Raw genomic sequence first — 16,290 nt, forward strand, 5'->3', positions numbered from 1 at the left:
AGGAAGACACCATGACCAAGCTCGAAAAAGTCCTGTACACCGCCAAGTCGCACGTGACCGGTGGCCGCGATGGCGCCGCCAAGACCGATGACGGCCGCCTGGAAGTCAAGCTGTCCTCGCCCGGCACGTCCGGCACCGGCACCAACCCCGAGCAGCTGTTTGCCTCCGGCTACGCCGCCTGCTTCATCGGCGCGATGAAGGCTGTGGGCGGCAAGATCGGCATTCCCGTGCCCCAGGACGTGTCCATCGACGCCGAAGTGGACCTGGGCCCCATCCCGAACGCCTACGGCATCGCCGCCCGCCTGGCCATCAGCCTGCCCGGCCTGGACAAGGAAACCGCCCAGAAGCTGGTGGACGCAGCCCACCAGGTCTGCCCCTACTCCAACGCCACGCGCGGCAACATCGACGTGACCATCACGATCGTCTAAGACCATGGGCCGCCTGCTGATTCCCCGCATCGCGGTGGCCCTGGTGGCCATCGAGCATGTGTACATCCTCGTGCTCGAAATGTTCTTCTGGAACAAGCCCCTGGGCATGAAAACCTTCAACCTGACCCAGGAGCTGGCCGACGCCACCACCACGCTGGCGGCCAACCAGGGGCTGTACAACGGTTTTCTGGCGGCGGGCCTGTTCTGGGGGCTGTTCACCGGCAACCGGGTGTTCAAGATCTTCTTCCTGGCCTGCGTGATCGTGGCCGGGGTGTTTGGCGCCGCCACCGCAGCGCCCAAGATCTTCTTCAGCCAGGCGCTGCCCGCGATCATTGCGCTGGGCCTGGTGCTGGCGCTGGACAAAAAACCCGCCGTACAGCGCAGCCTCTGAGCTATCAAATCAATAGCTGCTACCGCCCTATAGACGGGCGGCAGCAGCTATTTTTGCTTTGAATCCTGGAAAGCACTGCGGCCTGCAAGCTGCCATTCAGCCATGCGCGCGATGATGGGGTTGGAGACAACCCCATGAAAATCGCCCTGCTGTCCGACATCCACGCCAACCGCCAGGCCCTGGACGCCTGCCTGCAACACGCCCGCGCCCAGGGCGCCGAGCAGTTTGCGCTGCTGGGCGACCTGGTGGGCTACGGCGGCGAGCCCGTGGCCGTGGTGGAGCAGGTGCGCGACCTCGCCCAGCAAGGCGCCCTGTGCGTGCTGGGCAACCACGACGCCATGGCCCTGGCGCCGCCTGCCAACCCCCGCAACCGCAGCGAGCTGGGCGCGCAGTGGACGCACGACCAGCTCGGCAATACCCACATCGCTTTTTTGCAGTCGCTGCCGCTCACCGCACGTCTGGGCAGCAGCGCGCTGCTCGTGCATGCCAGCGCCGACATGCCGGAGCAATGGCGCTACGTGGAGGACTCCAACGCCGCCGAGCGCAGCATGACCGCCGCGCAAGGCATCGACCCCGCTATCCGCTACGTGTTCTGCGGCCATGTGCATGAGCAGGTGCTGTACTTCCTCACGCCCACCGCCAAGCTGATGCGTTTTGCACCCGAGCCCGGCGTGCCGGTGCCCGTGCCACCGCACCGCCAGTGGCTGGGCATCGTGGGCTCGGTGGGCCAGCCGCGCGACGGCGATGCGCGCGCCATGTACGCACTGTTCGACGACACCGCCAGGCAGATCACCTTCTACCGCGTGCCGTATGACCACCTGGCCGCCGCCGCCGCCATCCGCGCGGCAGGACTGCCCGCGTTTTATGCCGACAGGCTGGAGCATGGTCAATGAAACTGCTCGAACCCGGCACCGAGATCGACGGCTTTCGCGTGGTGGACTGCATCCACGCGGGTGGCATGGCCCACATCTACGCCGTGGAATACGCGCAGGCCGACCGCAGCCCCGGCTTTCCCATGGCGATGAAGATCCCGCGCATGACGGCGGGCGACGGGGCCGAGAACATCGTGAGCTTCGAGGTCGAGCTGCAGATCCTGCCCGTGCTCAGCGGCCAGCATGTGCCGCGTTTTGTGGCGGCGGGCGACCTGGTGCGTCTGCCCTACCTGGTCATGGAATACATCCCCGGCCAGACGCTGCAGCACTGGCTGGACGAAGGGCCTGGCCGCTGCGACACAGCAACCATCGCACGCCTGGGCGCGGCCACCGCGCGCGCGGCGCACAGCCTGCACCAGCAGAACGTGTGCCACCTCGACCTCAAACCGGCCAACGTGCTCATCAAAGAAGATGGCACGGCCGTGCTGCTGGACTTTGGCCTCTCGTGCCACGCGCACTACCCCGACCTGCTGGCCGAGGAAATGCGCCAGGCCGTGGGCTCGCCCGCCTGGATTGCGCCCGAGCAGGTGGTGGGCGTGCGCGGCGACCCGCGCAGCGACATCTTTGCCATCGGCGTGATGCTGTACGAGCTGGCCACGGGCGAGCTGCCCTTTGGCGCCCCGACCACCAGCGGCGGCATGCGCCAGCGCCTGTGGATGACACCCGCGCCACCGCGCAAGCACCGCGCCGACATCCCGCCCTGGCTGCAGGAAGTCATCCTGCGCTGCCTGGAGCCTGAGGCAGGGAGCCGCTACCCGTCGGCCGCGCACCTGGCCTTCGACCTCTCGAACCCCGAACAGGTGCAGGTTACCGAACGCGGCGAACGCACCGAGCGCACTCCACTGCGCACGCATGTGCGCCGCTGGCTGCGTGCTGCGGGCATGCACTACACGCCCAGCCCCCTGCCCTCGCAGCAGATCGAGGACACGCCCATCCTCATGGTCGCCGTGCCCCATGCCGATGTGAGCGATGCCACGCTGTACTCGCTGCGCCAGGCCGTGGCCCGCTCGCTGGGCATCCGCCCCGGCGCGCGGCTGGCCTGCGTGACGGTGATCTCGCCCGGCGCCAGCAGCACCAGCGACAGCAACCGCAGCGAAACCACGCTGCACCGCCAGCACATGGCACGCCTGCGCCAGTGGGCCCAGGGTCTGGACCTGACGGGACATGCCGTGAGCTACCACGTGCTCGAAGCGGGCGACGTGGCCCAGGCGCTGGTGCGCTATGCAGCCAGCAACCACGTGAGCATGATGATCCTGGGCGCCGCCACGCACGGGCTGCAGATGCAGCGCTTCATCGACACCGTGCCCATCCGCGTGGCGCGTGATGCGCCCTGCACCGTCATCCTGGTCAAACAGGCGCTGCCGTTCGAGCAGCTGGGCCAGACGTTCCCGGGCTAAGCGCCCGTTCAAAGAGTGGGCCCCGCTGTCGCCGAGGTGGCGCGGCCCGCTTGAGCCGCGCCGGGCTTTCGTTTAGCGTGGCGGCATGAGCACCACCACCCTCCTCGTGCGCCAGGACAACCTGGCCAGCACCCGCCTGTTGACCGCCGACGACACCCCGCTGGAAGGCGGCCAGGTCCGCGTGCGGGTCGAGTCGTTCGCCCTCACGGCCAACAACATCACCTATGCCGCGCTGGGCGACATGCTGAACTACTGGCAGTTCTTCCCCACCGGCGAAGCGGGCTGGGGCATCGTGCCCGTGTGGGGTTTTGGCACGGTGACAGAGTCACAGCACCCCGAGGTGGCCGTGGGCGAGCGCCTCTATGGCTACTGGCCCATGGCCAGTCAGGCCGTGCTGTCGCCCCAGCGCGTCAACCCCACGGGCTTCAGTGACGGCGCCGCGCACCGCGCGGGCCTGCATGCGGTCTACAACCACTACCTGCGCACCGGCACCGACGGGCTGTACCGCGCGGACAACGAGGACGTGCAGGCACTGCTGCGGCCGCTGTTCATCACCTCGTGGCTTATCGACGATTTTCTGGCCGACCAGCAGTTCTTTGGCGCCAAGCGCATGCTGCTGTCCAGCGCGTCGAGCAAAACGGCCTACGGCACCGCCTTCCAGCTTGCACAGCGGGAGGGCATCGAGGTCATTGGCCTCACCTCGCCGGGCAATGTGGCGTTTTGCGAAAGCCTGGGCTGCTACAGCCGCGTGGTCACCTACGACACACTGGACAGCATCGACGGCGCGACGCCCAGTGTCTACATCGACTTTGCGGGCAGCGTGGGCCTGCGCCAGCGCATCCACGCCCACTTCACGGGCCTGGCCTACAGCTGCTCGGTGGGCGCCAGCCACGTGCAGGACCTGGGCGGAGCCGGCCAGCTGCCCGGCCCGCGCCCGGTGATGTTCTTCGCCCCCGCCCAGGTCAAGAAGCGCAACACCGACTGGGGCGCTCAGGGCCTGAACGAGCGCCTGGTGGCGGCGTGGAACCAGTTCAGCACCGCCGTGTCGGCCGGGCCGCAGCCCTGGCTGGTGGTGCAGCACCATACAGGGCCCCAGGCCACGCAGGCGCTGTTTGCGGGCGTGCTGGCGGGCAGCGGCGACCCGCGCGCCGGGCATATCGCGACGATGCTGCCTGGCTGAAACGCTATGCCGGGCCGTCAAGGGCGCGGCGGCGACAATGGGGCATGACCCCATTGCCCCCCGATACCGCTGCCAACGCCTCGAACGACCAACACCCCTACGCCCGCCTCACGCCCGACCAGGTGCTGGACGCGCTGGCCAGCGTGGGCCTGTATGGCGATGGCCGCCTCATGGCCCTGTCGTCGTACGAAAACCGGGTGTACCAGGCCACACTGGAAGACGGCGAGCGCGTGGTGGCCAAGTTCTACCGCCCAGGCCGCTGGAGCGAGGCGCAGATACTCGAAGAACACGCCTTTGCCGCCGAGCTGATGGCCGCCGAGGTCCCCGCCGTGGGCCCGCTGGTGCTGAAAGGCACCACCCTGCACCAGCACGATGGCTTTGCGTTTTCCGTCAGCCCCTGGCGCGGCGGGCGCCAGCCCGAGCTGGACGACTTCGAGGTGCTGGAATGGATCGGCCGCTTTCTGGCACGCATCCACACCGTGGGTGCGGCCCAACCGTTTGTGCACCGGCCGCTGCTGGACCTGGAGACCTTTGGCACAGCATCGCGCGACTGGCTGCTCACGAACGAGATCATTCCGCTCGACATGCAGGCCACCTGGAAGGCCCAATGCGACAAAGCTCTTGAATTGATAGCTGCTAGCGCTTATCCATCAAGCGCTGGAGCCTCATTTGGCTTAAAAAATGCGACAGCAATCCGCCTGCATGGCGACTGCCACCCCGGCAACATCCTCTGGACTCCGCTGGATGAATGGGGCCGGGGCGGCCCGCATTTTGTGGACCTGGACGACGCGCGCATGGGCCCGGCCGTACAAGACCTGTGGATGCTGCTGTCGGGCGACCGGCGCCAACGCACCCACCAGCTCGGCGCACTGATCGACGGCTACGAGCAGTTCCGCAGCTTCGACCGCCGCGAACTGGCGCTCATCGAGCCGCTGCGCACGCTGCGCCTCATCCACTACAGCGCCTGGCTCGCGCGCCGCTGGCAGGACCCGATCTTTCCCGTCAACTTCCCGTGGTTTGGCACCAGCGACTACTGGCGCGGGCAGGTGGACATGCTGATCGAGCAGATTGAGGCCATGCAGGAAGAGCCCCTGGTGGCGTGAGATGAACGCGCACTGAGCCGCCTGCGCTGCGGTGTGGTGCAAGCCGCTGCGGCGCCCCGGAGAGGCGCCAGAGGCGCCCGGGCATTGCAAACGATTGTCAACCCGTGTGCACAGGGGCGCGATGTCGCGCAACATCCAGAGACGCCTTCCTGGAAAGGCGTTTTCTGACTTGCGAAGGGCGCTTGCGCCCGAAGACCGACACCATGCGCATTGCCGTCCTGCACGACGACCCCCTCTTGCCCGACATGATCCGGGGCGCCCTTGAGCGCCACCACCATGTGTGCCATTTCTATACCAGCGGTGCGAGCCTGCTCAAGGACACCCGGCACGAAACCTTTGACCTGCTGATCTCTGGCTGGCACCTGCCGGACATGGATGGCATCGAGGTCATTCAGCGCCTGCGCGAGATGGCCGGCCAGCAACTGCCCATCCTGCTGGTCACACGCCGCAATGAAGAACGTGACGTGATCGAAGCGCTCAACCGGGGCGCGGACGACTACATGGTCAAACCCCTGCGTGTGGGGGAGCTGGTCGCCCGCGTTGCGGCCTTGCTGCGGCGGGCGTATCCGCAGGCCATGGGCCAGCAGCTGGTCTTCGGCCCCTACCGGTTCGATCCGGAGAAGCGGCTGTTATCCCTGCACGGCGAGCCACTGGCGCTGAAGAACCTGGAATACGAACTCGCCCTTTTCATGTTCCGCAACGCGGGCCGCCTGTTGTCGCGCGCGCACCTGCGCGAAGCGGTGTGGGGCGAGCGCAGTGAAGCACCTTCACGCTCGCTCGACACCCACGTTTCGCGCCTGCGCACCAAGCTGCAGTTGACGCAGCAGGCCCACGGCTATGCGATCACGGCCATCTATGGCATGGGGTACCGGCTGGACACGGTAGACACGGTGGCCCTGGCGGACCCACGCGGCTGAAACGCCGCGCGCAGGACGGCGCACAAGCCGCCACGTGCTCCTTCCCTGAACAACAAAAAAAGGCCAGCACGCTTTGCAGCGTGCTGGCCTTTTGGCGTTCAGCCCGCCGCCGCGAAGTGATCGCGACGGCGGTGGCGGCCGGGCTACCGGCGGCGGCCCATGGCAGGGTGCTGCCAGGCCATCAGACCCAGCAATGCAGCCAGCAGGATCAGGCCCCATTCCGACAGCGTCGGAATGTTGCTGGCGTTGCCCGTCACCGTCGTCGAGGCGCTGGACGTGTTGTTGCTAGGGTTGGTGTCGCCCGGTGCATCCACCGTGGCAGAGTTCACCAGAGGACGCGCACCGCTGTAAGGGGTGGCCAGGGTGGTGTTGATCGTGAAGGTGCGCGATGCCCCCACCGCCAGCGCTCCGACACCACAGCTGACAGTCCCGGCCGCGTTGACGCAACCTGGCGCTGAAACAAAGTTCACCCCGGCGGGCAGCACGTCCACGACCTGCGCTCCATCACTGGCCAGCGGGCCATTGTTGGTGACCACCAAGGTGTAGGCGAGCGCAGCGCCGGGCGTAAGAGGACCTGCCGGCGCTGTTTTGTTCAGTGCCAGATCCGTGGCCACGGTAAAGCGGCGCGCGGTGGTGTCATGGGTCACCACGTTGTTGGCCAGCGTGGTCTCGGTTTCGTCCACCACCACACTCGCCTGGTTGAAGGCCGTGCCGCTGGTGGCGCCATTGACGGTAAGGGTCTCCGCGCGCATGACGTAGGTGATGGTGGCGCTCTGGCCGCTGCTCAGCCCCGGAAAGCTACAGGTCAGCGTGCCGCTGGTCGCCCCCATCGTGGGTTCGGTACACGCGCCGCCTGCATTCACCGTGAGCGCGCCCTGGTAGCTGAAGGTGGCCGTGGGCGAGGAGCCCGGTGCGGGGAAGATATCGGTCATCACCACGTTGGTGCCAAACGACGGGCCGCTGTTATTCACCGTGATCGTGTAGGTCGTGTTTTGTCCGAGGTCGACCGGATCAGCGCTGTCCACCTTGTTCACCAGGATGTCCAGCTGCGCGGCAGTGACCGGGGTGCTGGTGGTGGCGCTGTTGTTGGCGGTGTTCGACTCGGCGGTTGCCGTGGTCGCAGCAACACTGTTGACCACCGTGCTGCCCGTTGCACTGCCCAGGGGGCGCATGCGGTAGTTCACCGTCTGCTGCGATCCGGAATTGATGCTGGCCCAATTACAGGTGAGCGTTCCGCCCACCGTGCCCGCGGCGATGGGCGCGCAGCTGCCGCCCCCGCTCACGCTCACCACGTCGATAAAGGCGGCATTGGACGGCAGGGTGTCCACCATCTGCACGGTCTGTGCCGTGGAAGGCCCTGTGTTGCCAATCGTCGCCACGAAGGTGATGGGAGCCCCGGCCGCAACGGTGGACGGAGTGGCCGTCTTGGCAGCCGTCACATCCACGATGGCCGTGACCTGGCTGGTCACGCTGCCACTGTTGTTGGCCTGGTTGGGGTCGCCCACGTCGGTAGAGCGCACGGTCGCGGTGTTGGTGCGAGGGCCACTGACGGCAATGCTGGGGCGCACCACCACAGTCACGGTGGCCTGCGCGCCGGAGTTCAGCGTGCCCAGGTTACAGCTCAGGTTCTGCGAGGTGCCGTTGGTGACAGCGTTGGGCGTGCAGCTGCCTTGCGAGGCCACGGCAGATTGAAACCCTCCGGTGTTCACAAGACTGCCCAGCGTATCCGACACCACCACGTTCGTGGCAGCGGCCGGGCCGACGTTGTCCACGGTGATGACATAGGTCAGGTTCTGGCCCGCGACCACAGGGTCGGGCGCAGCGGTCTTGGACACGACGCGCAGGTCGGCCTCGGTGGCCGTGGAGGTCACGCCCACACCCACGCAGTTGTTCGCACCGTTGCTGTCCACGCGCACACCCGCCCCCAGCGCCACGCAGGCGTTGTTGGTGGCGGTGCCAGTGCCTGTCAGCACGGCCGACACCGTGACGGCAGGGGCATTGGTATTGGCGTTCAATCCGGTAGAGCGCGAGCAGGTCCAGTTGCCTGGGCCGGTGAACGGCAAAGCGTCGCAAGTCCAGCCCGTCGCGCTGACCAGGCTGTCGAGCCTCACGCCCGCCGGCACCTGGTCGGTGATGGTGATGGTCTGGCCATTGGGCACGGCCAGCGGCCCGGTGTTGCGCGCGGTCAGCGTGTAATTGAAAGCCTGGTTCGGCACCACGGGGTTGATGCTGGCCGTCTTGGTCAGCTGCATGTCGGCGTCGTTGCTGGCCGTCACGTTGACCGAAGCCGAATTGTTGGCGGGCACCGGGTCTGGCAGCGCCGTGCTGATACCGGCCGTGTTGCCCAGCGTGCCTGCGCTGTTGGCCGTGGCGGTCACGGTGATCGTGGGCATGTTGCTGAAGTTGGCACCGGTGTATTCGGTGCGCGTGCAGGTGATCGTGGCGTCACAGACCCAGCCCGTGCCGACGGCAGATACGAAGCTGAGTCCGGCGCCCAGCGTATCGGTCACGGTGACCGGCTGACCCGCCAGCGACACCCCACCGTTGAGGCGCGGCGTGAGCGTGTACACCACGTTGGCACCCTGGGCCACGTTGGAGCTGGCGGCTGTCTTGGTGATGGACACGTCGGCACCCGAGGTGGACGTTACGTCCGCCGAGGTGGTGTTGTTGGAGGTGTTGCCATCGGGCATGGCGGAGTTGTCGGGCTTGATGCCATCGATGGCAAAAGCTGCCGTCACCGTGCCATTGACGTTGGACACGGCGGGAACCGTCAGCACCGAGGCGGACGCGCCACTGGCCAGGGTGCCCGTGCGCGTGCAGTTCACATTGCCGCTGCTCAGCGGATAGCCGCCCGATGGCGTGCAGGACCAGCCCGTGCCTGTCGGAACAGAGGTAATCGACGCGCCGGCTGGCACTGTGAAGGTAATGCGCTGGCTGCCATCGGCCGCGTTCGGGCCGTTGTTGGCAGCCTGCAGCGCGTAGCTGTAGGCCTGGCCGGCCACCACGTTGGCCGTGGAGGGCGTAGCCACCAGCGCAAGGTCGGCCGCCTGCGTGGCGGTGGTGTCCTGCACGCTGTTGACGTTGTTGCTGGTGTTCGGGTCGGACGTGGCGCTGCCAGCCGTGGCGGTGTTGGTCCAGACCCCGGCGGAAGGCAGCCGCACCCGGATGGTCACGGTCTGGTTGCTGTTGAACGGGATATTGCCCAACGTGCAATCGACGACACCCGCCGCCTGGCTGCAGGTGCCTGCTGTGGTGGCCACATCCACGAACGTGGAGCCCACCGGGAGTGTGTCCGTCAGCGTGACGCCGGTGGCGCCGTTGGGGCCGTTGTTGTCGATGCGCAGCGTGTACGTGAAGATGCCGCCTGCGGGCCCGGGGTCCGGCGAATCCGCATGGTTGACCACCAGGTCGGCAGACTGCGCCATGGCTGCACCCGCAAACAGGCCACCCGCCAGCAAAAGCCAGCGAAAGCGGCGTACCGCGCTGTGCGCAGGGCTTGTAGCAGGCTGCGCGGGCCCACTGGATGTGCGCGCGCGCCAGAAGGCGCATGCGCCCTCCCAAGATCGCGTCAATCGATAAAGCATCAAAAATACTCCTGAGGTGAATGGCTCCGACTTCCGGCCACGCCGCAACCTCACCAGGCCCCGAGGGGCTGGCAAAAAATGCAGGGAGTGCGTGGATGTACCGTGGCCGCCACGGACCAAGGCTGGGTTGGAATTTATCGACGGACGGGGGCGCAATCCGCGCGGCAACAATCGTTAACGGTTGCGAACGGTATTGCGTATTGTTTGCACCACGGGTGCACGCCACCCCGGTGGGCAGCACGGGTGGTGGACCGGCTGGGGGCCCCTGGGCTATGCTGCGCCATCTTCGATCTACCGCGAGTTGGCCCACCCATGAAGGACATGTTTCGCACGCTCCTCTCCATTCGCCAGAAGCGCAAGCCCGCTCCCGTGGGGCCTTTGCCCGCCGTGGGCACCGTGATCCTGCGGGGGCAGGTCAAGATGGCCGTCACCCATCCGCTGCCCAGGGAGCTGTGGGACTGGTTGGTGCTGTCGGGCTGGCGCAACCTGCCGGTCAAGAACGACCGGCGCAAGGGACTGCGTTTGCCAGAAGGCGCGCTCAAGGAGCTGATCGACACCCCCTCACAGGAACGCAACCAGGCACACAGCCGCATCCTGGAGCAAGCCCAGCCCGAAGATTGAGCGGCTTTGGAATGCCCATAAAAAAACCGGCGTTGCCAGGCATCACCGGTTTTTACTACTATTTTTATAGCATATAGCGCTTGATGTACAAGCGCCAGAGGCCGATTTGGCCTTATTTTTACACCAGCAAGGCGTTCACGCGCTTCACATACGCGGCGGGGTCTTCAGGCAAGCCGCCCTCGGCCAGCAGGGCCTGGTCAAACAGGATGTGCGCTAGGTCGTGGAAGTGCACACTGCCATCGAGCTTCTTGACCAGCGCGTGCTCGGCATTCACCTCCAGCACAGGTTTGGTCTCGGGCGCCTGCTGGCCAGCCTGCTTGAGCATGCGCGCCAGCTGGGTGCTCATGCCATCGTCCTGCACCACCAGGCAGGCGGGTGAATCGACCAGGCGCGTGGTCACGCGCACGTCTTCGGCCTTGTCCTTGAGCGCTTCTTTCAGCTTGGCCAGCACAGGCTTGAAGGCTTCGGCAGCTTCTTCGGCGGCTTTCTTCTCGGCCTCGTCCTGCAGCGTGCCCAGGTCCACGGCGCCCTTGGCCACGCTTTGCAGCGGCGTGCCGTCAAACTCGTGCAGGTAGTTCAGCGCCCACTCGTCCACGCGGTCGGTCATCAGCAGCACTTCGATGCCCTTCTTCTTGAAGACTTCGAGCTGCGGGCTGTTCTTGGCAGCGGCCAGGGTGTCGGCGGTGATGTAGTAGATCGCCTCCTGGCCTTCCTTCATGCGGGCCTTGTAATCGGCAAAACCGACCGTCACGGCGTCGCTGGAGGTGGATGCAAAACGCAGCAGCTTGGCCAGGCGCTCGCGGTTGCCAAAGTCTTCGCCCAGGCCTTCCTTCAGCACGGCGCCAAACTCGGCGTAGAACGCGGTGTACTTGCCTTCCTTGGCCTTGTCGTCGGCATCCACCACATCGGTCACGCCGTCGGCGCCCGCTGCGGTGTCATGCTTGTCGTGTTTGGCCAGATCTTCCAGCATCGAGAGCACGCGCTTGGTCGAGCCTTCGCGGATGGCACGCACGTCGCGGCTTTCCTGCAGCAGCTCGCGGCTCACGTTCAGCGGCAGGTCGGCGGAGTCGATCACGCCCTTCACAAAACGCAGGTAGGTGGGCATCAGCGCTTCGGCGTCGTCCATGATGAACACGCGCTTCACATACAGCTTCACGCCCGCCTTCTTGTCGCGGTTCCACAAATCGAATGGCGCCTTGGCGGGGATGTACAAGAGCTGCGTGTACTCGGTATTGCCCTCGACGCGGTTGTGCGCCCAGGTCAGCGGGGCTTCGTGGTCGTGGCTGATGGTCTTGTAGAACTCGGCGTACTGCTCGTCGGTGATGTCCTTCTTGGGACGCGTCCACAGGGCGCTGGCCTTGTTGATGGTTTCCCACTCGCCCGTCTTGACCATGCCGCCGGGCTGGCGGCCACCGTTTTCGTCGTTGGGGTTGATCAGCTCGCCGTCTTTCCACTCTTCCTTTTCCATCAGGATGGGCAGGCTGATGTGGTCGGAGTATTTGGCGATGACCTGCTTGAGCTTCCAGGCGTTGAGGTATTCCTCGGCGTCGTCGCGCAGGTGCAGGATGATGCTGGTGCCGCGCTGGGCGCGGGTGATGGTTTCCACCTCGAAGTCGCCCGTGCCGCCACTGATCCAGCGCACGCCTTCTTCGGCCGAAAGGCCCGCGCGGCGCGATTCCACGGTGATCTTGTCGGCCACGATGAAGCCGGAGTAAAAGCCCACGCCGAACTGGCCGATGAGCTGGGCATCCGCCTTCTGGTCGCCTGAGAGACGGCCCATGAAGTCCTTGGTACCGCTCTTGGCGATGGTGCCCAGGTGGTCGATGGCTTCTTGCTGGCTCATGCCGATGCCGGTGTCGGTGATGGTCAGCGTCTTGGCGGCCTTGTCGAAGGTCACGCGTACTTCGAGGTTGGGCGCGTCTTCAAACAGCGCGGAGTTGTTCAGGCCTTCAAAACGCAGCTTGTCACAGGCGTCGGACGCGTTGGAGATCAGCTCGCGCAGGAAGATCTCCTGGTTGGAATACAGCGAATGGGTGACCAGGTGCAGCAGTTGCGCTACTTCGGCCTGGAAAGACAGGGTTTGTTTTGTGCTCATGGTGTCTTGGAGGTTGCTGTGTAAGGTGCAAAAAGAACGCGTTTCACGCCCAGGAGGCCAGGAAAGGCATTCGCGCGTGTTCACCTCGGGGCGGACTCGGTGATTTCAAGGGTTGCACTGTGCGGCGCACACCCCTCACCACCCGCGGCCCGCACCGAAGCCATCCCGCACAGCCATTTCGGCGCTGAAGATTGTTGACAATTTGCAGGCATTTGGCAGCAATTTCTGTCATTTAGACCCCATAAGATGCACGCCACCGAAGGCGCTCGGTGCGAAGCCGCCTTCCCATCCTCTGCCCCTTTCCTCCGGAGCCCTCTTGCCATGCCCACATCCCTGAAAAAATGGTCCGCCGAGTTCCTCGGCACGTTCTGGCTGACATTTGGCGGTTGCGGCAGCGCCGTACTGGCTGCCGCCTTCCCGCAGCTGGGTATCGGTTTTGTCGGCGTGTCCCTGGCCTTTGGCCTCACAGTGCTGACCGGGGCCTATGCGCTGGGGCCGATCTCGGGCGGGCATTTCAACCCTGCCGTGTCGGTAGGGCTGGCGCTGGGGGGCCGATTCAAGGCGTCCGAGCTGCCGGGCTACGTGGTGGCCCAGGTGCTGGGCGCCATTGCTGCAGCGGCCGTGCTGTACCTCATTGCCACGGGCAAGCCGGGCGCAGACATCGGGGGCTTTGCCACCAATGGTTACGGCGAACACTCCCCCGGCGGCTATGGGCTGATGGCCGCCGTGGTGACGGAGGTCGTGCTGACAGCCATCTTCCTCATCGTGATCCTGGGCGCCACGGCCAAACGTGCGGCGAGCGGCTTTGGCGGGCTGGCCATCGGCATGTGCCTCACGCTCATCCACCTGATCTCCATCCCGGTGACCAACACCTCGGTCAACCCGGCCCGCAGCACCGGTCCGGCGCTGTTTGGCCCAGCCTATGCGCTGTCGGAACTGTGGGTCTTCTGGGCCGCGCCCATTGCAGGCGCACTGCTGGGCGCCGCCATCTACCGCGCGCTGCTGAGCGACGACTGAAGTGAAACACCCCCTGAGTCGCTTCGCGCCTTCCCCCTCTCTCGCCTCGCTGCGCGAGCCGGGAGGGGGACGCTCCCAGCGCGGTGGGGCGGCCCTTGCGCGGGAGCACTGGCCTGGGCCGCGCCAGCTTCGTGCGCCGTGGGTGGCGCGAAGCGCAAGGGATCACTGGTGCGACGTGCCTTGCCGCGCAACAGCACTGTCGGCAGCTTCCAGCCTGGCATTCCGGTTGAATGCAAACCATGCGGGCCTTGTGGCGGCCTGCCCCGTCAGCCTTCCAGCGTGATGCGCTGCACCAGCGACTGCAGGATCTGGTCGGCCTTGTCATTGGCCACCTGGCAGGTGCCCGCTGCCGCATGCCCACCGCCCCCAAACTCCAGCATGAGGTTGCCGATGTGAACCTGGCTGCTGCGGTCCAGGATGGACTTGCCGGTGGCCAGCACCGTGTTCTGTTTTTGCAACCCCCACATCACGTGGATGGAGATGTTGCAGTCAGGGAACAGCGCGTAGATCATGAAACGGTTGGTGGCCCAGATGGTGTCCTCCTCGCGCAGATCGAGCACGACCAGCTTGCCAATGCGGATGGCGCAGCGCTGCAACTGCTCCTGGGCCTTGGGGGCGTGTTCGCGGTAAAGCTGCACGCGCTCCTGCACATCGGGCAGGGCAAGGATCTCTTCAATGGTGTGGTCGCGGCAGTACTGGATGAGGTCCATCATCAGCGCGTAGTTGCTGATGCGAAATTCGCGAAAGCGCCCCAGGCCCGTGCGCGAATCCATCATGTAGTTCAGCAGCACCCAGCCCTGGGGGTCGAGGATGTCTTCGCGCGAATACTGGGCCGAGTCGGCCTGGTCCACCGCCGCCATCATCTCGTCGGTGATGCGCGGAAAGGCCGCCTTGCCGCCGTAGTGGTTGTAGACCACACGGGCTGCCGAGGGGGCATGGGCTTCGATGATGTGGTTTTCGGAGCGCCGCCCCGAATTGCGCACGGTTTCGGACTCGTGGTGGTCGAACACCAAATGGGCCCCGGGCACATAGGGCAGGTTGGTGGTGATGTCACGGCTGGTGATGGCAATCTTGCCGTCCTGCATGTCCTTGGGGTGGACGAAGGTGATCTCGTCGATGAGGTTGAGCTCATTGAGCAGCACGGCGCAAACCAGGCCGTCAAAGTCGCTGCGGGTTACCAGGCGGTATTTCACGTCACTCACTAGCTTCTCCTTGTTACATATCTCGTGGCCACATGGTAGCGGTGGCCTCACACCCGGCAAGACCGCTGGCGGGGAAAAACAGGCCATCCGAACCGCTTTTCCGGTTCTGCCGTGTTGCCTGTTTTTTTTGCTTGTCTTCACGCAGGCTGCAGCCATTGCTCCAGCTGCTGCGCCACACCCGCATCTCCCAGCAACGCCAGGTGGCCCATCCGGTGGAACACGGCCTGCCGACTCTTGGCAAAACCCAGGGTTCGTTTCGCATCATCATGGATGCCCAGAGCACTGTGCAATGGCACCAACCCGTCCCCCACCAGCCGCTCGGCCGCCGGACTGCGCCGCGCCGCCAGCGTGGCGGCCACGGCATGGCAGGCCACCCCTTCGGGCAGGGGCACGGGGGTGCGCCGGTCGGGGTGCCGCACGAAGCGGTCACGCCCCTGCCAGTCGGCCTCCAGCACATGGCCATGGCGCAGGTCAGTAATGCCCGCGCTGCGCAGCTGCGCCAACCGTGCAAACGGCCGGGAATACGGCGTGCTGCCCAGCAGGGTGTCCACCCAGTGCCCCGCGCGCTCCAGCGGTGCGCCATGGTGGGGCGTTCCCAAAAATACGAGGTGGCGCAGCAGCGCCAGCCAGCCCTGCCCCGCAGCCGCCGCCTGGTGGCAGGCACTGCGGGCCACCAGGCCGCCCATGCTGTGGGCCAGCACCGCTACCTCCTTCACGGGCACGGGCCAGGCCGCCACCAGGGATTCCAGCTGGGCGGCCAGCTCGGCACCATTGGCGGACGTGTGCAGGCCCGTGTTGTAGCGCAGGTAGACCGGCGTATAGCCCAGCGCCTGCGCGAGGTGGGCGCCATGGTCATGGCCCTGGTGCAGCCACTGCAGATCGTTCATGCACAGGCCATGGACCAGCACCAAGAGCTTGCCCGTGGCCCCGCCGCTGGCGGCCAGGGCGGGCAGGTCCAAAGGCAGCCCATCCCGGTAGAACCCCATGCGGGTGCACAGTGGGTTGTCGTCGCGCTGCAGGCGGTCGCCCATCACGCCGTTGAGGGCGGCGAGCACGGCCTCGCGCTCCCACTGCACTGCGGTGGGCGGCGCATCGGGTTCAAAAAACGGCTCCAGCCGCGCCAGGCCTGCCTGCAGGCCCGCGTCCACCAAGCGTGTCACGCCCCGAATGCTCTGGTAGACCAGCCCGGTCAGGCCGCGCGCCTGGCCCGGCTGCGCCCCTCCAGGCAGGCCCAGCGTGCCCAGCACCGACTGGTGCACCCCCTCGGCCACGCGGCTGATGCCCGTGGTGGCCTGTGTGGCCAACCGCGCCACTCCCCGCAAGTCGGACGCACGCAACTGGCGCAGCGGATGGGGTTTGGCTGCGTTGGCAGCATCAGCGCGCGGTCGCGGTGGGGTAGGCATGGAGAAGGCTCCGTTCAAGG

Annotated in this window: 13 protein-coding genes; 9 read left to right on the forward strand and 4 right to left on the reverse strand. The window is 66.1% G+C overall.

Annotated features, from left to right (window positions below):
• Positions 1–11: 11 nt before the first annotated feature.
• From LPA35_RS14820 to LPA35_RS14850, 7 genes are all read left to right on the forward strand, one after another.
• The gene (locus LPA35_RS14820) at positions 12–428 is read left to right on the forward strand and encodes an organic hydroperoxide resistance protein (protein ID WP_108616176.1); all 417 of its coding nucleotides are present in this window, start codon (positions 12–14) and stop codon (positions 426–428) included.
• A gap of 4 nt (positions 429–432) precedes the next feature.
• The gene (locus LPA35_RS14825; RefSeq protein WP_056059676.1) at positions 433–819 is read left to right on the forward strand and encodes a DUF1304 domain-containing protein; all 387 of its coding nucleotides are present in this window, start codon (positions 433–435) and stop codon (positions 817–819) included.
• A gap of 134 nt (positions 820–953) precedes the next feature.
• On the forward strand, positions 954–1,712 hold the full coding sequence (locus tag LPA35_RS14830) for a metallophosphoesterase (RefSeq protein WP_055400155.1): 759 nt from the start codon (positions 954–956) through the stop codon (positions 1,710–1,712).
• Positions 1,709–3,148 carry a bifunctional serine/threonine-protein kinase/universal stress protein gene (locus LPA35_RS14835; protein ID WP_228897500.1) on the forward strand — a complete coding sequence of 480 codons (1,440 nt, stop codon included), beginning with the start codon at positions 1,709–1,711 and terminating at the stop codon, positions 3,146–3,148. Before LPA35_RS14830 ends, LPA35_RS14835 begins: the two co-directional genes overlap by 4 nt.
• Before the next feature lie 85 nt (positions 3,149–3,233).
• On the forward strand, positions 3,234–4,328 hold the full coding sequence (locus LPA35_RS14840) for a DUF2855 family protein (RefSeq protein ID WP_228897501.1): 1,095 nt from the start codon (positions 3,234–3,236) through the stop codon (positions 4,326–4,328).
• Positions 4,329–4,372: 44 nt separating this feature from the next.
• The gene (locus tag LPA35_RS14845) at positions 4,373–5,431 is read left to right on the forward strand and encodes a serine/threonine protein kinase (RefSeq protein WP_228897502.1); all 1,059 of its coding nucleotides are present in this window, start codon (positions 4,373–4,375) and stop codon (positions 5,429–5,431) included.
• Positions 5,432–5,634: 203 nt separating this feature from the next.
• Positions 5,635–6,348, forward strand: a complete 714-nt coding sequence (locus tag LPA35_RS14850; protein ID WP_228897503.1) for a response regulator transcription factor — start codon at positions 5,635–5,637, stop codon at positions 6,346–6,348.
• 143 nt (positions 6,349–6,491) lie between these two features.
• On the opposite strand, the gene LPA35_RS14855 is transcribed toward LPA35_RS14850, so the two are convergent.
• Positions 6,492–9,773, reverse strand: a complete 3,282-nt coding sequence (locus tag LPA35_RS14855) for an IPTL-CTERM sorting domain-containing protein (protein WP_228897504.1) — start codon at positions 9,771–9,773, stop codon at positions 6,492–6,494.
• Between the two features lie 471 nt (positions 9,774–10,244).
• Here LPA35_RS14855 and LPA35_RS14860 point away from each other — a divergent pair, with 471 nt between their 5' ends.
• On the forward strand, positions 10,245–10,553 hold the full coding sequence (locus LPA35_RS14860; protein WP_055400148.1) for a hypothetical protein: 309 nt from the start codon (positions 10,245–10,247) through the stop codon (positions 10,551–10,553).
• Positions 10,554–10,671: 118 nt separating this feature from the next.
• On the opposite strand, the gene htpG is transcribed toward LPA35_RS14860, so the two are convergent.
• A complete protein-coding gene (htpG, locus tag LPA35_RS14865) occupies positions 10,672–12,648 on the reverse strand; it encodes a molecular chaperone HtpG (RefSeq protein WP_228897505.1) in 1,977 nt (658 codons plus the stop codon).
• A 321-nt stretch (positions 12,649–12,969) separates the two neighbouring features.
• On the opposite strand from htpG, the gene aqpZ reads away from it, so the two are divergent.
• Entirely contained in the window at positions 12,970–13,665 is a 696-nt protein-coding gene (aqpZ, locus tag LPA35_RS14870) for an aquaporin Z (RefSeq protein WP_055400143.1), read from the forward strand.
• A gap of 266 nt (positions 13,666–13,931) precedes the next feature.
• On the opposite strand, the gene LPA35_RS14875 is transcribed toward aqpZ, so the two are convergent.
• Positions 13,932–14,867, reverse strand: a complete 936-nt coding sequence (locus LPA35_RS14875; RefSeq protein ID WP_055400141.1) for a hypothetical protein — start codon at positions 14,865–14,867, stop codon at positions 13,932–13,934.
• 137 nt (positions 14,868–15,004) lie between these two features.
• Positions 15,005–16,270 carry a triacylglycerol lipase gene (locus tag LPA35_RS14880; protein ID WP_228897506.1) on the reverse strand — a complete coding sequence of 422 codons (1,266 nt, stop codon included), beginning with the start codon at positions 16,268–16,270 and terminating at the stop codon, positions 15,005–15,007.
• Positions 16,271–16,290: the final 20 nt, after the last annotated feature.

The sequence above is a fragment of the Acidovorax sp. Leaf73 genome (genome assembly GCF_916855635.1).
Lineage (GTDB): Bacteria > Pseudomonadota > Gammaproteobacteria > Burkholderiales > Burkholderiaceae_C > Acidovorax > Acidovorax facilis.

Coding starts and splice junctions, on each gene's coding strand:
- LPA35_RS14820 (WP_108616176.1), top strand. CDS start 12: ATGACCAAGCTCGAAAAAGTCCTGTACACCGCCAAGTCGCACGTGACC.
- LPA35_RS14825 (WP_056059676.1), top strand. CDS start 433: ATGGGCCGCCTGCTGATTCCCCGCATCGCGGTGGCCCTGGTGGCCATC.
- LPA35_RS14830 (WP_055400155.1), top strand. CDS start 954: ATGAAAATCGCCCTGCTGTCCGACATCCACGCCAACCGCCAGGCCCTG.
- LPA35_RS14835 (WP_228897500.1), top strand. CDS start 1,709: ATGAAACTGCTCGAACCCGGCACCGAGATCGACGGCTTTCGCGTGGTG.
- LPA35_RS14840 (WP_228897501.1), top strand. CDS start 3,234: ATGAGCACCACCACCCTCCTCGTGCGCCAGGACAACCTGGCCAGCACC.
- LPA35_RS14845 (WP_228897502.1), top strand. CDS start 4,373: ATGACCCCATTGCCCCCCGATACCGCTGCCAACGCCTCGAACGACCAA.
- LPA35_RS14850 (WP_228897503.1), top strand. CDS start 5,635: ATGCGCATTGCCGTCCTGCACGACGACCCCCTCTTGCCCGACATGATC.
- LPA35_RS14855 (WP_228897504.1), bottom strand. CDS start 9,773: ATGGCGCAGTCTGCCGACCTGGTGGTCAACCATGCGGATTCGCCGGAC.
- LPA35_RS14860 (WP_055400148.1), top strand. CDS start 10,245: ATGAAGGACATGTTTCGCACGCTCCTCTCCATTCGCCAGAAGCGCAAG.
- htpG (WP_228897505.1), bottom strand. CDS start 12,648: ATGAGCACAAAACAAACCCTGTCTTTCCAGGCCGAAGTAGCGCAACTG.
- aqpZ (WP_055400143.1), top strand. CDS start 12,970: ATGCCCACATCCCTGAAAAAATGGTCCGCCGAGTTCCTCGGCACGTTC.
- LPA35_RS14880 (WP_228897506.1), bottom strand. CDS start 16,270: ATGCCTACCCCACCGCGACCGCGCGCTGATGCTGCCAACGCAGCCAAA.